Raw genomic sequence first — 20,504 nt, 5'->3', positions numbered from 1 at the left:
CTAACTTCACTTCAACTTTAAACTGCGTTTTCGGTCGAAGTGGGCGCGCATTATACAGTGCGCTTAACCGCTGTCAACACTTTATTTGATTCTTTTTAGACTCAAATAAATCCCTGACTTTTTCAAGCGCCAGGCCTAAACCTTAACCCTTGAGCGAGGCGCGCATTATACAGTGCGTCTTGCCTCTGTCAACTGAATTTTTTAAGCTTTTTTAAAGCTTCAATCCAGCGACCCATCTCCGTCTGAAAACTCCCTGTTTCCCCCCGAAGCGGACGCGCATTATAGGCCCTACAATTTATCACGCAACCTTTATTTTTACTTTTTATTAACTTTTTTTAAGGTTGGTCATTTACTAGACAATATTTGCTAAAATCAGGTCATATTTGACGATAATTTCAACGATGTTACGGAGTTTTAATGACATCGCCCCCACTAAAATTACTTAATGCAGCTTGCACCGCTATCAGGATTTTTTAATGGGGGTATTAAGTATAGTTCGAATTTGATAATTATTTCGATTTCTGCACAAAAATCAGGCAAAAATTATTACCTGGCTATTTCCGAGAATAATGTCGTTTTATTTCGCCGACTATCGCTTTTTCGTCAATGACCAGTTTTACTCGTTTATATAAGTGGATTGTTCCTTCGACTTGCGAAGCAGAATCGATTTCAACAACCGGCATATCTCCGGTTATCGACAATCCGGAAAACCAACCACCATTCGATTTTTCAACAATGATATCCCCCTTAACAATACTGCCATCGACCAAGCGAATATCACCATTGTTAGTTCTAACATGTCTGGCAACTAGTACTCTTGTTAACTCTATATCTCCATTAACCGTGACAATATCCTTTCCGATCTCACTATTTTCTCCAATTAAAATCCCCCCATTCACAGTGGAAAGAGATTTTTCAACACTTAATGACTTGCCTGCTTCAATGCCACCGTTAACAGTTTCCGCCTCCAGTACGCTAACATTATTTCCTATATCAATACTGCCATTAACGGTATCAACACTTCGCGCCTTTGAACCAGCGAGCAAATCAACTCCACCATTTACGCTTGAAACATTTCGAACCTGGGCACCACTACCAACAGTCACTCCTCCAAAAACACTATCGAGATCTTTATACCTATAGTTATCATTTGCTCTTACGTGAACCCCACACCCACTAACGATACTAGCAATAGCTAGTCCAAAAACACCTATCGAAAACCTGTTCATAGAAAAACAATCCCCAATTTAATTAACACTCAAAAGTGTAAGGCAAAAACCTTGCCACTAAGAATTGTCCTTTGTTTTTAGATAGTTACAAATAAACTAATAAATTTTACAAAGATTCGTTAGTGATTTTTTCCCATTTTTGGTTAAATCGACCTACGATAAAGTTAGCAATAACAAATGAAAAAGGAACAATTTATGCGATGCCATGAAGTTGACTATGAAATCTTGGGACACGACATTCAACTAGTGGAAGTTGAACTCGACCCCGGTGAAACAGTTATTGCCGAAGCCGGCGCGATGAATTATATGGAACAAGGTATTAACTTCGAAACCAAAATGGGCGACGGTTCGACACCAGATGAAGGTTTGATGTCTAAGCTTTTTTCTGCGGCAAAAAGAACATTGACCGGTGAATCTATATTTACGACTCATTTTACTAATGAAGGCCATCAAAAATGTAAGGTCGCATTTTCTGCTCCTTATCCCGGCACTATTATTCCATTAGACATGTCTCAACTCGGAGAGAAAGTTATCTGTCAAAAGGACTCATTTGTCGCCGCTGCACTGGGCACAAAAGTATCGATTACTTTTAATAAGCGTTTAGGTGCAGGCTTTTTTGGCGGTGAAGGGTTTATCCTGCAAAAGCTTGAAGGAGACGGAATGGCCTTTATTCATGCAGGCGGAACATTAATCAAAAAGGAACTGAATGGTGAAACACTCAGAGTTGATACTGGATGTCTGGTTGGCTTTACCCCAGGGATAGACTATGACATTCAACGGGCAGGCAACTTAAAGTCAATGGTCTTTGGCGGCGAAGGGCTTTTCCTGGCGACATTATCGGGTCACGGAACTGTCTGGTTGCAAAGTCTCCCATTTTCTCGACTTGCTGATCGAATATTTGAGAGTGCCCCAAGTCACGGTGGCTCTGATAAGGGAGAAGGCTCAGTTCTTGGTGGTCTTGGTCGTATGATTGACGGAAACTAAAATCCCGTTGACACAATAAGAAATAACATAACTAATACAAGCCAGATAATTCAACTATTGTCTGGCTTGCTCACTTTGGCAATATTTATGTTCTGGTGTTTTTTAAACCAACGAGCACCAAATAATAAACCAGCCCACAAAACATAAAGCATCGGCTCATTGAGATCGGATTTACTTTGCCAGATAAAATGAACCAGCCCCAACACAGTTATAATATAGGCAAGTTGGTGCAATTTCTTCCACCGTTTGCCAAGCCGTCTTTGAGCAGCCCTGGTTGAAGTTACCACTAAAGGGAGCAACAAGAAGAAAGCAACCATTCCAACTGTAATATAAGGTCTCTTAATAATCTCAGCGGCCAGTTCTGCAAAATCAAAGTGCAAATAGAAAGCCAGATAAACCAGCAAATGTAAGCTTAGGTAAAAAGCCCCGTAGAGCCCAAGCATTCGCCTAAAACGCACCCAGGCAAAACTTTTGTAAAACATTTTGGCCGGTGTCATGGAGAGAGATAGCAAAAGGAAAATAAGCCCAAACAATCCAAGCTCGTGTAATACCGCTTCCTGGGGATCTCCTCCCAACTGTCTGCTATAAGCCGCATAAGCAAGCCATATTAAAGGCAACCAGGCCCCAAAGTGGATGACCACTTTTAGTATCTTCATTCGCTTATTACAACACCTAGTAAAAACGGGTTAAGTCGAGTCCTTTATACAAATGGGCAACTTGATCAGCATAGCCATTAAACATTTGTGTCGGAATTTTCTTTACGCCAAAAAAGGATTCGTCGGTAATACGGCGCTCAGTCGCCTGACTCCATCGAGGGTGATCAACATTTGGATTTACATTTGCGTAAAAACCGTACTCTCTTCGAGCTCGTTTATTCCAGGTATTCACCGGTTGAGTTTCTGAAAAACGAATTGATACAACCGACTTTATGCTTTTAAACCCGTATTTCCAAGGCACAACTAATCGAAGCGGCGCACCATTTTGTCCAGGTAAATTCTTTCCATAAACACCGGTCGCCATTAGCGTTAATGGGTTCATTGCTTCTTCAATTGTGAGACCTTCAACATATGGCCAAGGCAAGGAATGCATACCAAACAGCCCTCGTTTTTGACCGGGGAATACTTTCGGATCATGCAAAGTCTTAAATTCGATATATTTAGCTTTTGAAGTCGGTTTCACATGCTTTATGAGTGTGCTTAATTCAAAACCAGTCCAGGGAACAACCATGGACCAAGCCTCAACGCAACGTAAACGATAGATTCTTTCCTCGAGTTGCACCCACTTTAATATATCTTCTAATGTATATTCGCCTGGTTTCTCAATTTCTCCTTCGATAGCGACACGCCAGTCATTTCCGGGAGTAAAATTCTTCGCTAATTCAGCTGGTTTTTTCTTATCTGTTGAAAACTCATAAAAATTATTATGGTGGGTTATCACATACTCACTGCTTAATTCATCTTTAAGCGCTAAGCCTGAAAGCCCTGAATTCGATTCTGCGTTAACCGGAGCAATTCCCATCATTCCAAGGTAACTGGTAGCAAGTCCGAATTTTTGGATAAATTGACGCCGATTCCAAAAAATTGATTCTGGGGTTACCTGACTTTCCGCTACTCTCGTTTGTTGCGTGCTTTTTTTCATAATGACTTACAACCACCTTTAGTAATCATTCATAAGTATTGCTCTGATGCGCAAAAAATAAACGACCTATCATCTGCTTTTACCAAGGATAAAAGCGAAATCTGTATACTTACAGAAAAGACATTCAGCAACTTTATTTGTTACATCAAAAGAAGAACCAAACGTCAATCAGTAACCTTAACTTGTAATCAGCAGCCGTAAAATAATTTTAGTTTTTTGGCGCGAATCATCAGATCCAGTTTAAAATAACAATGGAATCGCGTTTCTTTGCTACACTTAGCTAAATATAAAAGTCAGAGGCATCCGCCTATTTAGCAATGGTGTCGTCTTCTATATATGGTCATTTGAATTCTAACCTGTTTTCAGCTCGTGATATGCATTGCTGATGTTTTGATCTAAGTCTATTGACAATCAATAAGATTCTGGCATTATGCCCGCGCGTTCTGATGAAAAATGAGAAGTTTTCAATCAATGAATCCAATCGATTTTAACCGCTTGATCCTGAAAGGGATTACGCCAGATGGAAATAAGTTTCGACCTAGTGATTGGGCAGAGAGGCTTTGTGGTAATCTATGTACCTTTCGCAATCGGCGAATGTATTATTCTCCAATGCTTAGGCCTGCAGTTATTGATGGTATTAAATGCGTTATTGTCGATGCAAAGCTGAATGAGGAACACCAGGCGCTTTTAAACGACGTAATTCATTTTGCAACGAAGAACAACCTGCAAACCGAAAAACAACAATAAACCTCTCAAAACTAAATAATTTTTAATAAATCACTTAACTTTTACCCTGATTTGAGTCTATATTAGCCTTATCTGGCAAACAAATGGGATATATCATGAAATTCAGTGCTATTTTTTCCCTGGCAATGTTGTTGGCATTAGCTAGTACTACTTCGGTTCAATCGGCCGATCAACCTCAATATATGTATAAGTGGAAAGGTAGTGATGGCGAAATTCACTATACCGAACGCCCGCCAGCCAATATTCCATTTGAAAAAATACGGATGGCGAAAAAAGCAAAAGCAACAAAACCTGCTCCTGTAGCGAAACCTGCGCAAAGCGTTAAAGCGCCTGAAAGCGATAAATATTCGGCCTGGAAAAAGGAAAACTGCAAAATAGCGACCCAAAACCTGGACATACTTGAAAACGCAGGAAGAATTGCACAAGATGATGGTCAGGGCGGCACTCGACTAATGACCGACGAAGAAAAACAGGCCAATATCGACAAAATGACCGAACAGAAAAACAAATACTGTTCAGAGGTTGCAGAAGAGCAGTAAGTCGTATTTACTCTTAGCTAATATAGCATTGAAAGAGTAACAACAATTTTTGTATATAAAAAAAGGGCTTAACGCCCTTTTTTCTTTTCACCTCAGGTTGCAATCAACCATTCTCTCAATTCTTCTAATTCAAATGGCCAGCCGAGCTCTTTGGTAGAACTCGCCAGCACTGGTATTCGTATTCCATAACGCTCGACCAAAGCCTCATCGCCAGCAATTTCCACTGGTAACATATCAAAATTATGCGCAACCATATCGTCGTTTTGAATTAAATATTCCATCATCGCTTCAACTTGTTCGCAAAGATGGCACCCTGCAGTGGTATATAGTTGAATAGTTTGAGACATACTCTCACCTTATTTAATAGCGCCGTCCCTTTAAGTGTAGAATCCCTGACGACAATTTGACAAGTTTTAGTAACATGTTTAACCAACCAGATTCATCTGCTACTTTCCTTGCCCCACCCCTTAATAATTTACCGATTAACTAAACTACTTTTTTGCAATTAACCATGAACGATGGAGATTATTCCGCGCGAAATCCTGCGAATGGGTCTTGGTGGTAATCTCAGTCAAACTAAACTGCTCATTTCCTTCAAACTCCATTTCGAATTTCTGGAAGTTATTTGAAAAAACTAACTCTCCTCCCTCTGACAACAACGAACCACACTGCTCAATTAACTCACAATGGTCCGTTTGAATATCAAAATGACTCGACATTTTTTTTGAATTTGAAAAAGTCGGTGGGTCGAGAAATATCAGATCAAATTTTAGACCATCTTCAATCGCTTCTTTTAACCAATCCATACAGTTACTTCGAATAAATTCGTGGCGATCGAATTTGATTTTGTTCAAACTAAAGTTTCTTTTTGCCCAATCGAGATAAGTACGAGACATATCAACGTTTACAGTCGATTTCGCACCGGCAGTTGCCGCATAAACAGAAACGCTAGCGGTATAACAGAATAAATTGAGTAGCGTCTTGCCAGCACTCTTTTGCGCCACCAACTGCCGAGTTTTTCGATGGTCTAAAAATAATCCTGTATCCAAATAGTCGGATAAATTTACCCAGAACTTACGCCCACTTTCATTTACCTGTTTAAAATTATCAGAATCAGCGTTGCTATGTGGCTTTTCATTCTGGCTGGTATATTGCCAATCGCCTTTTTGTCGGCGGCGTTGTTTGGTAAATACCTGACTACGAGGTATCTGAAACACGCCAGCTGCCACCCGTTCAATTTCTTTCAACCGGCGCAGCGCTATCGTTTCATCGATCGACTTTGGTGCTCGATATTCCTGAATATGCAATCTTTCTTCATAAACATCGATTGCTGCATTGTATTCCGGCAAATCTGCATCATAAATTCGATAACAAGTAATGCCCTCTTTTTTTAGAAAACGCTTTAATTTATCTCTTTTCTTCTCAATTCGATTGCACAATTGGAGGGCTTGTTCAGAGAGTTTCGATTTAAAATCAGTTTCGACACTATCATCCGAAACTCGTTGAATAAAATTACTCTCAGTGAGTTCGAAATTCAACAATTCACAAGGAATGCTACCGTTGTTAAATTTATATATTTTCTTCGCCCTGATCCCTAAGGCATGACCGAAGTCTTTATCTGGCGATAAAACTGAAGCATCCCAGCCTTTCAGGTGACTTTTTAATACTTCGCCTAGCTCGTGATAGAGCTTTTTCACCTGGTTATACTCTCCAAGGCGCTCACTATAGGGGGGGTTAACAACCAACACACCGTTATCAGGGTATTCGAATTGGGCAATTTGATCGATTCCGGCAATTCGAATTTTAATAAAATCGTCAAGCCCTGCAATCGCAGCATTAGTTTGTGCATTTCTAACTGATTTTGGATTAATATCACTGCCGAAAATATCAATCTCCCCTTTCTGTAAACCTTGCTGTTTTCGTTGCTCGGCCTCTTGCTTAACTTGCTCCCAGATTTTTTGGTTAAATTGCTGCCAGCCAAACAAACCGAGATATTCTCGATAAAGACCCGGCGCAATATCCAGGGCCATCATCGCCCCCTCGATTAAAAAAGTACCAGAACCACACATAGGATCGAATAGTACGCCGCTCGCGTGAGGCCAACCGGCCCTGGTTAAAAGCGCGGCGGCAAGGTTTTCTTTAATTGGCGCCCCACCCCCTTCTGCGCGATAGCCTCTTCTGTGTAATCCATTTCCTGCCAGATCTATCGACAAATTCACCTTATCTCGTCTTATCCGGCAATGAACGACCACATCGGGCTCTTCAAAATCGACACATGGCCTCTGTTCTTCAGCATCACGAAAATAGTCAACAATAGCATCCTTAACTCTTTGCGAAATAAATTGTGTGTGTGAAAGACGCGAGCGAAAACTTTGCGAATTAACAAGAAAGGTTTTCTTCGGATTGATATGTTGAGACCAATCAATAATCGATGCTTGCTGATACAAGACCTCATCGTCTTCGGCGTCAAAACTAGCGATTGGATAAAATACACGACTGGCTAACCGGCTCCACATTAATACCTGGTATACACCTTGCCAATCGCATTCAAAACTAACTTGCGAAAGTCCTTCCTTAACATTGTTTGTTCCCAGGGCGACTAGTTCGTCAACCAGTAAGTATTCTAATCCTTTAGCACAGGTTGCAATAAATTGAGGCATAGTGATATTGGCTGATAGGTATCGATTAACGCAAATAAATGCAGGGTGTCTTTGTTGGTTAATTATACGCGCACATCACTAATAACTCACCTAAACAATTGATTTTTTTAAAAGAACAGAATATCCCCGATTGCCACAAACTAAACTCCCTATTTCAATGGAGACGTCGAAAATTGCCGCTTTAAAATTTGTCGAAAAAACGACCATCAGCGATATTCTCGTCAAAATAACAAGTAGCGAATTTTGTCAGGCGAATAAGAATTCCCGAAGAGCATTTCAGGTAAGAAGCATAGATTACAGTAAAACAGTTTGTTTAAACTTAAACGCTAAAATTGCTACAAACACAATAGCCAGCTAAATCAAGCATTTAGATTTATCATATTGTAGCGATTGTACCAGCCATGATCCGCCCCTAAGCCTCTGATTTACTGGCAAACATCCCAAAATAAGCTAGTATTTAAGAAGATGGTTTTAACTAGCTAGTAGCCAGAATGACCCTAATGAAAACTCTATCAGCCTTACGTTACTTCAGAATAATCCCTATTCATGTTATTACAGTAACGATTAGACTGGACAATATTGATTTAAAACAATAAATTCGATATATGAGTTATCTTAAGAATATATCAGTTGTCAGGGTTTCGAAGGAGCTAAGCCGTAGATTGTACTTGTCATTCTCTCATAAAATAATTCAGTTTATATTTAAAAGCAGCTGTTCATTAGTTAAACGTGGTAGTTTGATTAATAAAAACGCTATTATTCTCGGCCTGCTTTTAACTTGTACATTTTCCAGCGCACAACAAAATATATCTCCCGAAGAATTTAAAACAGCCTTTATCTTCCACCTGCTAGAAAAAATAGAATGGAAAAATCAATCAAAAATTAGACAGTACAAAATCGGTATCGTCGGCGACTACCCCGAACTTCTCTCTCAACTGAAAGCGACCGCGCGTCACAAACGAATTGGTAACAAAACGATCAGCGTTACTTCCACTTTTAACATTCAGGAAATGCCGAGTTTTCACTTGTTATTTATTCCTGTCGATACGAAATTTAAGCTCGATAGAATTTCAAGTGTTACCGCCCGTTCAAATACATTGCTAGTTACTGAGGATACTGCTGATAAGAAAAATACCATGATCAACTTACTGCAAGGTGAAGATGGTACTTATTCGTTTGAGGTTAACAAAGCCAACATTACCTTTGAATATCTTAAATTAAACCGAGATATTCTATTACTCGGCGGCACCGAAATGGATGTCGCCGAACTCTTTAAAGAGTCCTCAGCACAATTAGCCACCTTAAAGGAAGAGCTGAAGTTGCAGCAGGACACGCTTGAAACTTCAAAACAACAACTTGCACAATCGCAAAAGCAATATGAAGAAGCGCTTAAAGAGTCTGAACGTATTCGCATTCAGATGAAAAAGCAAGCCAAGCTGCTGGAAGAGAAAACACGGTTAATTGAAGCCAAAAATATTTCTATTCGGGAAAAAGAAGGTGAACTCCTGGCAATCCAGAACGAGTTACGCCAAGCTAGCGATCTATTGAAATCAAATGAAGCGATACTGGGCGAAAAACTAAACACTATCGCCAGTAAAGAAAAGGAGGTTTCCAGTTTAACCGATCGTATTAACACGAACCTGTCGATACTTTCCCAGCAACGAAACTCAATTGAAAAGCAAAAACTACAGCTCAAAGAACAACAAAAAAACCTTGTTGAACAAGTCTCTCAAATCGAAAAACAACGTTGGTGGCTGGCAACAAGCGCAATTGTCCTTGTGATATTTGTTTTATTGCTAATGATGATTGTTTATTTTAACAAAGAAAGAAAAAAAGCAAATTTACAATTAGTTGACAAAAACCTGGCGCTTAACAAAATTCAAAAAGAGCTATTAATTGCCCGAGATCAAGCTCAAGCGGCTAATGAAGCCAAGTCGTCATTTTTAGCGAACATGAGTCACGAAATCAGGACTCCGATGAACGCGGTTATTGGGATGCTTCATCTGACCAAACAAACCAACCTGAATAATCGCCAGGAAAACTATATTAACAAAATAGATAACGCCGCTAATACGCTTTTAGAAATTATCAACGATATTCTCGACTTCTCAAAAGTAGAAGCAGGTGAACTGAAAATGGAATCCATCGAATTCAGTTTATCGAATGTATTGGACGACCTTTCTAATCTAATCGGACTTAAAATCCAACAAAAAGGCCTCGAGTTTATCTACGAAATAGACTCAAAAATTCCTGATACTTTAGTTGGCGATCCGCTTCGTTTAAGTCAAATTCTCATTAACCTGACCAATAATGCCATGAAGTTTACTGAGGCAGGCGAAGTTAAAGTTAAAATTGACGCTAAGAAAAGAAGCGACAATAAAATCGAATTATTTTTTGAGATTATTGACACAGGTATAGGAATGACCAAGGAAGTTTCTTCACGCTTATTCCGACCTTTCAGTCAAGCAGATAGTTCTACAACGCGAAAATTTGGCGGAACAGGCCTTGGCTTAGCAATTTGTAAAAAGCTAATCGAACAGATGTCAGGTTCGATAAACGTAGACAGTCATCCAAATGCCGGTAGCAATTTTAGCTTTAATGCTACCTTCGGTTTTAAAACCGAAAACTCTCTTTTAGACAGGCTTGATGACTCTCTCGGACTATCAAATAAACGAATCTTGATTGTCGCCGACAACCTGAGTTGCCAAACCGCAATACGAGCTATTTTAAACTCATTTGGTTGCCAAATATCAGTTGCCGGTAGCATCGAAAGTTGCCTGGGCATTTTAAAGTCGGCACAAAAAATTGAACAATATTTTGATAATATTCTGGTGGATCACCAAATTGCGCTTGCTCACACCAGCGAACTAAGAAAAATAAAGTCAGACACTCGATCTAAGCTGACTTTATTGCTCTCGGGTGTCTCTGAAAACGAAGAAATACTCATGCAAGAAATCTCTCCGGATATGACAATTCGAAAGCCCATAACTCCCTCTAGTATGCTCGATACCTTGGTTCAGTTATTCGACGACACGCAACAGCATATTCCGTCAAGAAGGTTTTCTCGTTTTATTGAGCAAGATAAAATCAAACCGCTCAATACCTCACTCGAAAATTGCAAAGTGCTTATTGTCGAAGATAACGAAATAAACCAGGAAGTTGCAAAAGAGATCCTTTCGCAAGCGTTTATCGATATTGATGTGGCGTCGAATGGCCTTGAAGCTGTGCAAAAAGTTTCAGAAAAGCATTTTGACTGCGTACTCATGGACATTCAAATGCCCGTCATGGATGGATATCAGGCTGCCAGAGCAATTCGCGAGTCCCATAGTTTTAGCGACTTACCCATCATTGCGATGACAGCCAATGCGATGGGAGGAGATAAAGAGAAATGCTTGTCTGCAGGCATGAACGATTACGTCTCAAAACCTATCAGAATCAAAGAGTTTTTTGAAACACTCAACAAATGGGTCATTTCAGCCAAGACAGGCGAGAAATTGCGCGCGATTGTTGATAGCACAAAAACAATTGAGTCTAAAATTAAAATTCATGGAGTCGACTTTGAAAGTGGTGTCGACTTGATGGGAGACGCTGACATTTTTATCGATCTATTAATCCAGTATAAATCCCAGCAATCTGAATTTATTTCGAAAGCCAAAGCACTACTTGATAAACGAGACTTCGACCAACTGGCCAAGTCGTCTCACGATTTAAAGGGGGTTTCAGCGAATTTATTTATCAACCAGGTTTCTGAAATTGCAGCTCAATTGAACAATGCCTGTACAGAGCATAATTTTGAAGAAGCCCATTTACAGTTGGGCCGACTATCTCAAACACTACCGCCACTGCTATCTCAAATCCAGGAGTATAGTGAGTATAGCGTGAACACCCATGCCTCATAGCTTGTCGAGCAGACAAACTTAACCTGGAGTGTGAGAATCACCTCCAAACTTCAAATCACGCTGATGTTTTCAGTGCTTTGGCAACTTCTGAGACCAGGGCCGGTCCTCGATAAATAAACCCGGAGTATACTTGAACTAACGAAGCTCCCGCGGTCATTTTTTTCTTAGCAGCGTCACCGCTATCGATACCACCAACGCCGATAATTGGAAAAGCGCCGTCTATTTTTAAAGCGAGCTTTTCCAGAACGGAGGTACTCGCATTCAATACAGGTGCACCACTTAACCCACCTTGCTCGTCGGCATGTGTTTCTCCTTCAACGCCATCTCGTGAAAAAGTTGTATTGGTTGCTATTACACCGTCGACCTGATGTTTAACAAAGCTTGATGCAATTTGCTCTATTTCGCTATCAGCTAAATCAGGCGCTATTTTTATCAGCACAGGAATCAAACGGCCATGAGTCTGGGATAATTGAGCCTGTTTATTTTTGATAGCCTCCAGCAACTCATCAAGCGCTTCGCCAAACTGTAATTGGCGTAAATTGGCTGTATTGGGCGACGAAATGTTAACAGTAATGTAGGAAGCGTATGGGTAAACTTTTTCCATACAGATCATGTAATCGTCAACGGCCTTCTCAACTGGCGTATCAAAGTTCTTACCGATGTTTATGCCAAGCACGCCTGAAAAATTTGAAGACTTCACATTCTCGACTAGCTGATCGACACCATGGTTATTAAAGCCGAATCGATTGATGATGCCATTTTTTGAGGGTAACCTGAATAATCTGGGTTTAGGGTTTCCTGGTTGTGGACGCGGTGTTACCGTTCCAACTTCAATATGCCCAAACCCCAGCGCAGCAAATGCATCGATACATTCTCCATTTTTATCCAGTCCTGCGGCCAGTCCAATTCGATTAGGAAATTGAATGCCAAAAACCTCTATCGGATCATCAACCACTGATTGAGTTATCAATCCACGGAAAACAGACTTCTCTATTCGGCGCAACCACCGCAATGTCAAATCATGAGTTTTCTCTGCGTCCAGGCGAAACAGAACAAAGCGGATTAGCGGGTAAAATAGTCGAAACATAGTTTTAATTCGGTCAATTTATCTGGATTTCACGGGGAAACCACTTCGGGTGGGCAATTATAGCCAGCAATAAGCAGTTTGTCTTGTGTGCCAACAAGTAAACTTGAATTCATTTTGAGAAAACGAATGACAGACGGGAAATTAAAATAATCCGAATTAGAGGTAAATTGCGAACGCATGTTTCCCATGCGCCCGCAGGAAGTTTACCGTGGAATAATCAGGCTTTTTTCTTTTTAGCAGCTTTTTTCTTTTGAGTCTCTTGCCAGCGACCATCTACATAGTGAGCGCTCCATCCAGTGGCTTTGCCGTCTTTTTCGCTAGTCACATACTGTTCTTTCGCTTTTCGGCTAAACCTGAACATCGCTTTGTTGCCATCAGGATCAGCAACAGGCGCCGTCACCATGTAGGCATGTTTAGGGTCTAGTTGCTCCTTAACAGTTAACAACTCCTCCACCAGCGGCGCGCGAGTTTCACGGTTTTTAGGGAATTGGCTAGCCGCCAAAAAGATCCCAGATGCGCCATCGCGTAAAATATAATGGTCGTCAACTTTCAAACACTTCAGATGCGGCATTGGAATGGGATCTGCCTTAGGTGGAGCCGGCTCACCGTTTCTCAATAATTTACGTGTGTTCTTACACTCTTCGTTAGTACAACCAAAGTATTTGCCAAACCGACCTACTTTTAATTGCATTTCAGAACCACACTTATCGCAATCAATAATCGGTCCATCATAGCCTTTGATCTTAAAGCTGCCTTCTTCAATCAGGTATCCTTTACAGGTCGGGCTATTACCACATACATGGAGTTTACGTTCTTCATCGATCAAAAAGCTATCCATGGCCGATTCACAAACCGGGCAGCGCTTTTTCAATAATAAATTTCGACTTTCTGCTTCTTCGTCTTTATCAACAGCTTCAATTTCATCGCCGGAAATCAAATTCATGGTGTGTTTACAGCGCTCTTTCGGTGGCAAAGAAAAACCGCTGCAGCCAAGAAAGGTCCCCATGGAAGAATTGCGGATCATCATTTTGTTGGTGTTACATTGTGGACAAATCATGTCCATTTCCACCGACTTAACGTTGTCCATGCCGCCCTCTTCAACGGGCTGCTCGGCTTTTTCCAATCGCGCTTTTAAATCTTGATAAAAATTATCAAGCGTGTTTTTCCAGGGTTGATTCCCATTCGCAATGGTATCGAGAGACTCTTCCATTTTTGCAGTAAAAGAATAATCCATTAAGTTGTTAAAACTTTCTCCCAAACGATCCGAGACGATTTCTCCAATTTTTGTTGCATAAAAACGTCTGCTTTTTATAACCACATAACCGCGATCCTGAATGGTCGAAATAATCGAAGCATAAGTTGACGGTCGACCAATACCGCGTTTTTCTAGCTCTTTCACCAAGGCCGCCTCACTATAGCGAGGAGATGGTTTGGTAAAATGTTGCTTGGGATCGAGTGATTCTAAAGAAAGGGTTTCACCAACTTTTACTTCAGGCAGTAAAACATCATCATCGTTTTTCGATTTTGGCGGTTGCACTTTGGTCCAACCGTCAAACTTCACGACTCGACCTTTGGCCGCCAGTTTAAATTCACCGGCCTTCACAACCAGACTCGTGACATCATAAATTGCATCTGTCATCTGGCAGGCAACAAACTGACGCCAGATAAGGTTGTATAATTTAATCGCGTCCTGATCAACACCCTTTAGATGCTTCTCAACCGTTCTTGCATTGGTTGGTCGAATCGCTTCATGAGCTTCTTGAGCGCCTTCTTTATTTGAATAGAGTTTAGGGTTTTCAGGTAAGTACTTATCGCCATAATTTTCCTGAATATAATCCCGGCACATTCCAATTGCGTCAGCACTGAGCATGGTCGAATCGGTACGCATGTAGGTAATGTAGCCTGCCTCATATAGTCGTTGAGCGAGCATCATGGTTTTCTTAACATTGAAGCCTAAACGCGTACTCGCCGCTTGCTGCAGGGTAGAAGTTATATAGGGTGCACTTGGTCGACTTTTAGACGGCTTTGATTCACAACTATCAACAATGAAAGGATGCTGCTTCAGTATTGCCTGAAGGTCATCACTTTGTTGTTTGTTTTGAGGGCGATATTTTTCGTTTTGATAACGACGAACTTCTAATCGCAATGCTTCACTTTTGGCCGTGTTGGTATTAGCCCAAAGCGTCCAATATTCATCGGGAATGAAAGCACGAATTTCGCGCTCTCTCTCAACAATTAGTTTAACCGCAACTGATTGAACTCGGCCTGCCGATAACCCCCGCGATACTTTTTTCCAAAGCAGTGGCGAAACCATAAAGCCGACAACTCGGTCAAGAAAACGCCTTGTTTGCTGGGCGTTGACATAATTCATATCTAAATGAGAAGGCTGGGCAAACGCTTCTTGAATCGCTTTTTTAGTAATTTCGTTAAATACCACACGCTGGTATTTATCATCTTCACCACCAATGACTTCTCTCAGGTGCCATGCAATGGCTTCTCCCTCTCTATCCAAATCCGTTGCCAGAAATATTTGATCAGCATTTTTTGCATGAGACTTAAGCTCTTTAATGACTTTTTCTTTTCCAGGCAACACTTCGTATCGGGCTTGCCAATCTTTTTCAGGATTGAGCCCCATACGCTTGAACAATGCATCTTTTGCGGCTTTTGCTTTGTGTTTTATCTTGGCTTCAGGTGACAGTTTTCTGGTTTCCGCGGCTTTTCTCGCTCTTTCTTTTGGATCGACCGGCGCGGAAGCAACTTTTGTAGGCAAATCTCTTACATGCCCGACACTCGACTTAACAACAAAGTCTTTTCCCAGGTACTTATTAATGGTTTTGGCTTTTGCCGGAGACTCGACAATAACTAATGACTTACCCATGGGTGTAATTTTATTTTCCTGACAGTTTTTATTGTTTAGCTAAAAATACCGTGAACGCAAATTAATTTGAGCGCCTGATTTACTTCCAAACGGATACTAAATCTGATAGTTACGGCGCATTTTATCTATTCGCTTCCAATCATTCTAGCAGTTGATCGATCTGAATTGCCGACATTCTCAAAACTCAATGAACCGGCCAGACAATGCGAAACTCCCTGCTTTCTTTTTTTATTTTATGGCTAACTACCCTGAAATAGTCAACCTCTATTTTTGTTTTTTTCCCAATCTCGCCAAATCCGACAACAAATTTAACGTGTCTGTTTATGAACAGCTTGGTAAAAAAGCTAACCACTTCACCTTTATTAACCTTGACGAATTAAGCTCAAGGGCGATGGGTTGGTTACTTTTTCAACACCTTTCCACGAGGCTAGTAGCATCAATATAAGTGCGCTAATCGGTAATACAGTCCACAACAACCAATGAATTTCAAAAGGGATTTCGAAAACATACTGGTATAACAAATAACTAATTAATTCAACGGCTAACACTGCCATTGACGAAGAAAGCAACGCTAACCATAAATATTCAAAACGAAAGCTCCTGGCAATAAACTTTTTACTGGCGCCTAGCGTTCTGAGTATAGCTGACTGTTTATATTTTGCATCAAAGGTGTGTTCCATTGATGCCCACAACAACGCCATGCCGGCCACCACGACAAAGATCATGATCAATTCTACTGCGCGCGACACTTTACTGATAATTCCCTGTACTTCTTCTAAAATTCGATCGAGTTCTATCACTGTGACACTTGGATATTCCTTAACCAAATCAGCTAGCAAAGCTTTGCGTTCAGCTGGCATGAAAAAGCTAGTAATGTAAGTAGAATTAAACCGCTCAAGCGAGCCTGGACTAGCAATAATATAAAAATTAGGCGTAAATGTTTGCCAATCAATCGACCGAACACTGACAATTTTTGCGCTCCAAGGTTCCGACCCAATGGTAAAGTTGAGCGTATCTCCCAGCTCAAGCCCTAACACTTCTGCTGTTTTTTCCTCTATCGAAATCAAAGGAATATCTGTTTTTTCGGGCCAATTCCACTCCCCTTCGATTACTTTATTACCAATTGGAAGATCATCAGACCAGGTAATGTTAAGTTCTCTGCGCAAAGAGTTATGTCTCTGCCCTTCTTCTGAAACAGCAGTTTTAATATCCTCATCATTTATTCCAACGATCCGTCCTCTTATCATTGGGTAAATTCCGGAAACTTCTAGACTGTTTTGATTAAAAAAAGTTTTCAGGGTTTCGACTTCAGCCGGCTTAACATTAACCATAAAATGGTTTGGAATATTCTCCCCAAGACTTTGCTGCCATTTGCTCATCAGCTCAGTTCTAACCAGTATGATTAATGCGATCACAAAAATGGTGATACTAAACGAGAGTAAATGCAGAATACTGATCCCTTTATTAGCATTCAGTTGGCGTAAACTAAAATTAACTGCAGCGCTTTGGCTTCTTGCCGCACTTTTTGTTAGCCTCAATAAGCTTCCAGCAATTATCGCGAACACGATAGCAACTATCGTGAGCCCTGCAAGCACACTCATCAACAATTGAATATCTCCAATCTGCAGCCACATAACAAAAACAAGCGTGATCGCAGAGACAATGTAAATAGACCAACTACTCAACTTCATTGGTTGTAACTGTCGTCGTAACACTCTCATTGGCGGAACATGCTTAACTCTAAATAATGATGGCAATGAAAAACCAAATAACATGATCACAGTTGCAGCGACTGGCAAAGAAAGTGCAGCGTAATTTGCCTGCGGCAGATCTTCAGTCATCCACCTGGCGAGCAGTCCAATGACAACTTCCTGAAACCCGATACCGATAATGCCACCGAGCACCACACCAAAGACACAAACGAAGAGCAAAATATACGCAAAAATAGACACGACCTGGTTGCTAGTCATGCCAAAACAACGCATCAAAGCGCCTAAGTCAAACTGTCTACGAGCATAACGATTTGCCGACATGGCGATCGCTACGCCAAGTAAAATTAATGTTAACAAACTTGATAAGCCGATATATTTTTTACTTCTGGTAATCGCCGATCCCGCCACCGGAGATTCGTCAAAAATAGTCACTAATCTCTGGCTGGTCGTTTTTTCCGAATTAATTTTTGCCGCAAATTGTTTTAGCGCTTGAGGTTCACCGGTAAACAGATAACGATAAACAACACGGCTGCCGGGTTGAATAATTTTTGTTTCCGGTAAATCATCAATATTCATGATAGCCGTTGGTGCAATATTAAATAGCGTGCTGCCCTGTCCCGGCTGCAGCATCAATGCCCCGTTGACTTTGAGATTAGAATATCCCAATTCAAGAGACTGACCTTTAGTAACTTTTAAAACGCTAAATAAACGAGGCTCAACCCAAACTTCTCCTCGTGGTGGTTTACCGTTGATTATTTTTGCAGACTGATAAGGAGAGTCCGCAATTTCTAAACGTCCTTTCAGAGGGTAACTATCAGAAACAGCTTTAATCGAAGCGAGCTGCAATTTTTCATTAGCAAATAATACACTGGAAAACTCGACGCTGGTCGCTTGTTCAAGTTTAAGTTCATCCGCGAAAGCTAACCAGTTTTCAGGGACTTTTTGCGGAGAAGAAACCACAATATCAGCACCTAACACATCGGCAACTTCTCGTGTTGTAGCTGACTCAATTCTATCAATAGTCAGATAAATAACGCTGATAGAAGCCATCGCAATACACATCGCGAAAATCAGCACGAGCAAATCACCGCGTCGCCAATCTCGCCGGAAAATTCGCCACGCAATTGTCAACAATTGGGATTGACTATTCATTAACAACCGCCTCTTGTTCTGAGTTTGATGGCGTCACAATTGCGCCTCCGAGATTAGAACTTTTTGAAATAATTTTGCCGCCATTTAAAATTAATGACTCATTACACTTTTCAGCAAGATGAATATCATGAGTAACTAAAACAAGCGTTGTGTTTAGTTCTTTATTTAAACTAAACATCAATTCAATAATTTTTTCTCCGGTTGCTGTATCGAGGTTACCGGTAGGTTCATCGGCTAACAATAACTTAGGTTCGGTGACAAATGCTCTGGCAATCGCAACCCGCTGTTGTTCACCGCCAGAAAGCTGATTGGAGTAGTGTTTTAATCTTTCGCCCAGGCCAACTTTCTGCAGCATTTCCGTGGCTTTTTCTCGCGCAAGTTTATCGCCTTTTAACTCTAACGGCATCATCACATTTTCGAGCGCCGTTAGCCCTTCGATTAACTGAAAACTTTGAAATACAAACCCCAGATTTTCTTTTCTGGATTGGGCTCTTTGTTCCTCGGTCAAATCAAAAATTGATTGATTTTTAAGCAAAACCTGGCCTTCCGTTGGGGTATCGAGCCCAGCTAGCAAACCGAGTAATGTGGTCTTTCCCGACCCTGACTCACCTAAAATTGCCAGGCTTTTACCTTCTTCAAGTTCGAAGGAAATATCGTCCAGGATAGTCAAATTAGTATCGCCTGTAGTGACTTGTTTACCCAGTTTTATCGCTGTTAACATTTAATTGCTCTTTTAGAATAGAAAGTTGGTTCAAATATGATAAATTGTTGTTTATGCGGCATCTTGCCCACGACGACTCTTTGAAATTTGCAGTTTTCTCAGATGAACTTGCATTTTTCTGTATAGTCACAAATATGTATAAATATAACTAACTAGACAATCAGTAACTAAATTAATTGCAAGTTGCACATAAGACATCGCTGAATCGAAAAAATTTGAGCTGCCTATGAAACTAAATTTTAGTATTAAAAATACCATATACGGCTTATTGCTGATATTTTCAAGTCAATTAGCAATCTTATCAAAGCCAGCTAACGCTAATCAGCCTGAGTCGCACGTTAAGAGTATTCTCGTTTTCGGCGATTCGCTAAGTGCAGCATACAACATAAAAACAGAGCAAGGTTGGGTTAGTTTGTTACAAGATTTTCTCGACCAACAAGGACATAACATCAAGGTCATCAACGCTAGTATTAGCGGTGAAACGACTAGTGGGGGTTTAGAAAGATTTGCGGCACAAATTTCAAGAAGCAAGCCTGATATTGTCATTTTAGAACTAGGGGGTAACGATGGTTTGCGTGGTTTTGACTTGACCACAACGCGCGAGAATCTGTCAAAAATGATAGAGACCAGTATTAATCATTCCAGCCAGGTACTACTTGCAGGTATTAAGATCCCACCGAACTATGGCAGAACTTACACTCGCAGATTCGAGCAGATCTATACCGACCTGGCCAAACACGAAAAGGTCGAGCTTATCCCTTTTATTCTGGAGAAGGTCGCAACTAAGTCAGAATTAATGCAAGCAGACGGAATTCATCCAAATGCCAAAGGCCAACCGTTAATTTTATCGACGGTCTGGCAACATTTGAAACCCATGTTAACCGAATGACCAACACCTCTATCGGATAACCTTCATCGAAATTAGCCTGTCGGAATCCCCTATCTTCAAAACAGATATTTTGATTCTCCTTTACACTTTTCTAATGTGATCACAGCTCAAATCAGGCTGAGTGATGAAACTCATCACTCCGCCTGTCTACCCGACCTAATAATCAAATAAACCATGCGGTTTGGAACAACTTAAGTTAGGCAAAAAATAAGTTAAACCTAATATAATTTCAATCAAATAAATTATAGCAGAATCATTTTGATGTTTAGACTGCTTTATGTATAATTTTCAAAATGAATAGAGGTTCATTTGCCGAATAATAAAAGGTCATTCGCAATATTTGCCTCATATTTAATCCGTGAATTCTGG

14 protein-coding genes are annotated in these 20,504 nt (G+C 40.7%); 5 read left to right on the top strand and 9 right to left on the bottom strand.

Annotated features, from left to right (window positions below; genetic code table 11):
* Positions 1-554 precede the first annotated feature (554 nt).
* Entirely contained in the window at positions 555-1,229 is a 675-nt protein-coding gene (locus tag FLL46_RS25880) for a DUF4097 family beta strand repeat-containing protein (RefSeq protein ID WP_142935171.1), read from the bottom strand.
* Between the two features lie 177 nt (positions 1,230-1,406).
* Between FLL46_RS25880 and FLL46_RS25875 the strand changes: the two genes are divergently transcribed.
* Entirely contained in the window at positions 1,407-2,213 is an 807-nt protein-coding gene (locus FLL46_RS25875; RefSeq protein ID WP_246119407.1) for a TIGR00266 family protein, read from the top strand.
* 50 nt (positions 2,214-2,263) lie between these two features.
* On the opposite strand, the gene FLL46_RS25870 is transcribed toward FLL46_RS25875, so the two are convergent.
* Together FLL46_RS25870 and msrP are read right to left on the bottom strand one after the other, a co-directional pair.
* Positions 2,264-2,869, bottom strand: coding sequence for a protein-methionine-sulfoxide reductase heme-binding subunit MsrQ (locus FLL46_RS25870; protein WP_142935169.1), 606 nt, complete (start codon positions 2,867-2,869; stop codon positions 2,264-2,266).
* 16 nt (positions 2,870-2,885) lie between these two features.
* Positions 2,886-3,851, bottom strand: coding sequence for a protein-methionine-sulfoxide reductase catalytic subunit MsrP (gene msrP / locus FLL46_RS25865; protein ID WP_142935167.1), 966 nt, complete (start codon positions 3,849-3,851; stop codon positions 2,886-2,888).
* 471 nt (positions 3,852-4,322) lie between these two features.
* On the opposite strand from msrP, the gene FLL46_RS25860 reads away from it, so the two are divergent.
* Together FLL46_RS25860 and FLL46_RS25855 are read left to right on the top strand one after the other, a co-directional pair.
* Entirely contained in the window at positions 4,323-4,598 is a 276-nt protein-coding gene (locus FLL46_RS25860) for a DUF3579 domain-containing protein (protein ID WP_142935165.1), read from the top strand.
* Between the two features lie 95 nt (positions 4,599-4,693).
* Positions 4,694-5,137, top strand: a complete 444-nt coding sequence (locus tag FLL46_RS25855) for a DUF4124 domain-containing protein (protein WP_168204324.1) — start codon at positions 4,694-4,696, stop codon at positions 5,135-5,137.
* A 92-nt stretch (positions 5,138-5,229) separates the two neighbouring features.
* On the opposite strand, the gene FLL46_RS25850 is transcribed toward FLL46_RS25855, so the two are convergent.
* Positions 5,230-5,484, bottom strand: a complete 255-nt coding sequence (locus FLL46_RS25850; protein WP_142935161.1) for a glutaredoxin family protein — start codon at positions 5,482-5,484, stop codon at positions 5,230-5,232.
* 144 nt (positions 5,485-5,628) lie between these two features.
* Positions 5,629-7,797 carry a bifunctional 23S rRNA (guanine(2069)-N(7))-methyltransferase RlmK/23S rRNA (guanine(2445)-N(2))-methyltransferase RlmL gene (gene rlmKL, locus FLL46_RS25845; protein ID WP_142935159.1) on the bottom strand — a complete coding sequence of 723 codons (2,169 nt, stop codon included), beginning with the start codon at positions 7,795-7,797 and terminating at the stop codon, positions 5,629-5,631.
* 737 nt (positions 7,798-8,534) lie between these two features.
* Here rlmKL and FLL46_RS25840 point away from each other — a divergent pair.
* Positions 8,535-11,696: a YfiR/HmsC family protein gene (locus FLL46_RS25840; protein ID WP_168204323.1), complete on the top strand. Its 3,162-nt coding sequence runs from the start codon at positions 8,535-8,537 to the stop codon at positions 11,694-11,696.
* A gap of 55 nt (positions 11,697-11,751) precedes the next feature.
* Here the strand turns inward: FLL46_RS25840 and FLL46_RS25835 are convergent, their stop codons facing one another.
* From FLL46_RS25835 to FLL46_RS25820, 4 genes are all read right to left on the bottom strand, one after another.
* Positions 11,752-12,783 carry a quinone-dependent dihydroorotate dehydrogenase gene (locus FLL46_RS25835; protein ID WP_142935156.1) on the bottom strand — a complete coding sequence of 344 codons (1,032 nt, stop codon included), beginning with the start codon at positions 12,781-12,783 and terminating at the stop codon, positions 11,752-11,754.
* Positions 12,784-13,000: 217 nt separating this feature from the next.
* A complete protein-coding gene (topA, locus tag FLL46_RS25830; RefSeq protein WP_142935154.1) occupies positions 13,001-15,661 on the bottom strand; it encodes a type I DNA topoisomerase in 2,661 nt (886 codons plus the stop codon).
* A 362-nt stretch (positions 15,662-16,023) separates the two neighbouring features.
* A complete protein-coding gene (locus tag FLL46_RS25825; protein ID WP_142935152.1) occupies positions 16,024-18,525 on the bottom strand; it encodes an ABC transporter permease in 2,502 nt (833 codons plus the stop codon).
* Positions 18,518-19,246, bottom strand: a complete 729-nt coding sequence (locus FLL46_RS25820; RefSeq protein WP_142935150.1) for an ABC transporter ATP-binding protein — start codon at positions 19,244-19,246, stop codon at positions 18,518-18,520. Before FLL46_RS25820 ends, FLL46_RS25825 begins: the two co-directional genes overlap by 8 nt.
* 226 nt (positions 19,247-19,472) lie before the next feature.
* Here FLL46_RS25820 and FLL46_RS25815 point away from each other — a divergent pair, with 226 nt between their 5' ends.
* Complete coding sequence (locus FLL46_RS25815) at positions 19,473-20,135, top strand: arylesterase (RefSeq protein ID WP_142935148.1); 663 nt, start codon at positions 19,473-19,475, stop codon at positions 20,133-20,135.
* Positions 20,136-20,504: the final 369 nt, after the last annotated feature.

It is taken from the genome of Aliikangiella coralliicola, assembly GCF_007004725.1.
GTDB lineage: Bacteria > Pseudomonadota > Gammaproteobacteria > Enterobacterales > Kangiellaceae > Aliikangiella > Aliikangiella coralliicola.
This window is presented reverse-complemented; position numbering and strand designations above follow the sequence as displayed.

Excerpts from the sequence above, each read along its gene's own strand:
- FLL46_RS25880 (WP_142935171.1), bottom strand. The coding sequence starts at position 1,229 with ATGAACAGGTTTTCGATAGGTGTTTTTGGACTAGCTATTGCTAGTATC.
- FLL46_RS25820 (WP_142935150.1), bottom strand. The coding sequence starts at position 19,246 with ATGTTAACAGCGATAAAACTGGGTAAACAAGTCACTACAGGCGATACT.
- FLL46_RS25825 (WP_142935152.1), bottom strand. The coding sequence starts at position 18,525 with ATGAATAGTCAATCCCAATTGTTGACAATTGCGTGGCGAATTTTCCGG.
- topA (WP_142935154.1), bottom strand. The coding sequence starts at position 15,661 with ATGGGTAAGTCATTAGTTATTGTCGAGTCTCCGGCAAAAGCCAAAACC.
- FLL46_RS25835 (WP_142935156.1), bottom strand. The coding sequence starts at position 12,783 with ATGTTTCGACTATTTTACCCGCTAATCCGCTTTGTTCTGTTTCGCCTG.
- FLL46_RS25860 (WP_142935165.1), top strand. The coding sequence starts at position 4,323 with ATGAATCCAATCGATTTTAACCGCTTGATCCTGAAAGGGATTACGCCA.
- FLL46_RS25875 (WP_246119407.1), top strand. The coding sequence starts at position 1,407 with ATGAAAAAGGAACAATTTATGCGATGCCATGAAGTTGACTATGAAATC.
- msrP (WP_142935167.1), bottom strand. The coding sequence starts at position 3,851 with ATGAAAAAAAGCACGCAACAAACGAGAGTAGCGGAAAGTCAGGTAACC.
- FLL46_RS25870 (WP_142935169.1), bottom strand. The coding sequence starts at position 2,869 with ATGAAGATACTAAAAGTGGTCATCCACTTTGGGGCCTGGTTGCCTTTA.
- FLL46_RS25815 (WP_142935148.1), top strand. The coding sequence starts at position 19,473 with ATGAAACTAAATTTTAGTATTAAAAATACCATATACGGCTTATTGCTG.
- rlmKL (WP_142935159.1), bottom strand. The coding sequence starts at position 7,797 with ATGCCTCAATTTATTGCAACCTGTGCTAAAGGATTAGAATACTTACTG.
- FLL46_RS25850 (WP_142935161.1), bottom strand. The coding sequence starts at position 5,484 with ATGTCTCAAACTATTCAACTATATACCACTGCAGGGTGCCATCTTTGC.
- FLL46_RS25855 (WP_168204324.1), top strand. The coding sequence starts at position 4,694 with ATGAAATTCAGTGCTATTTTTTCCCTGGCAATGTTGTTGGCATTAGCT.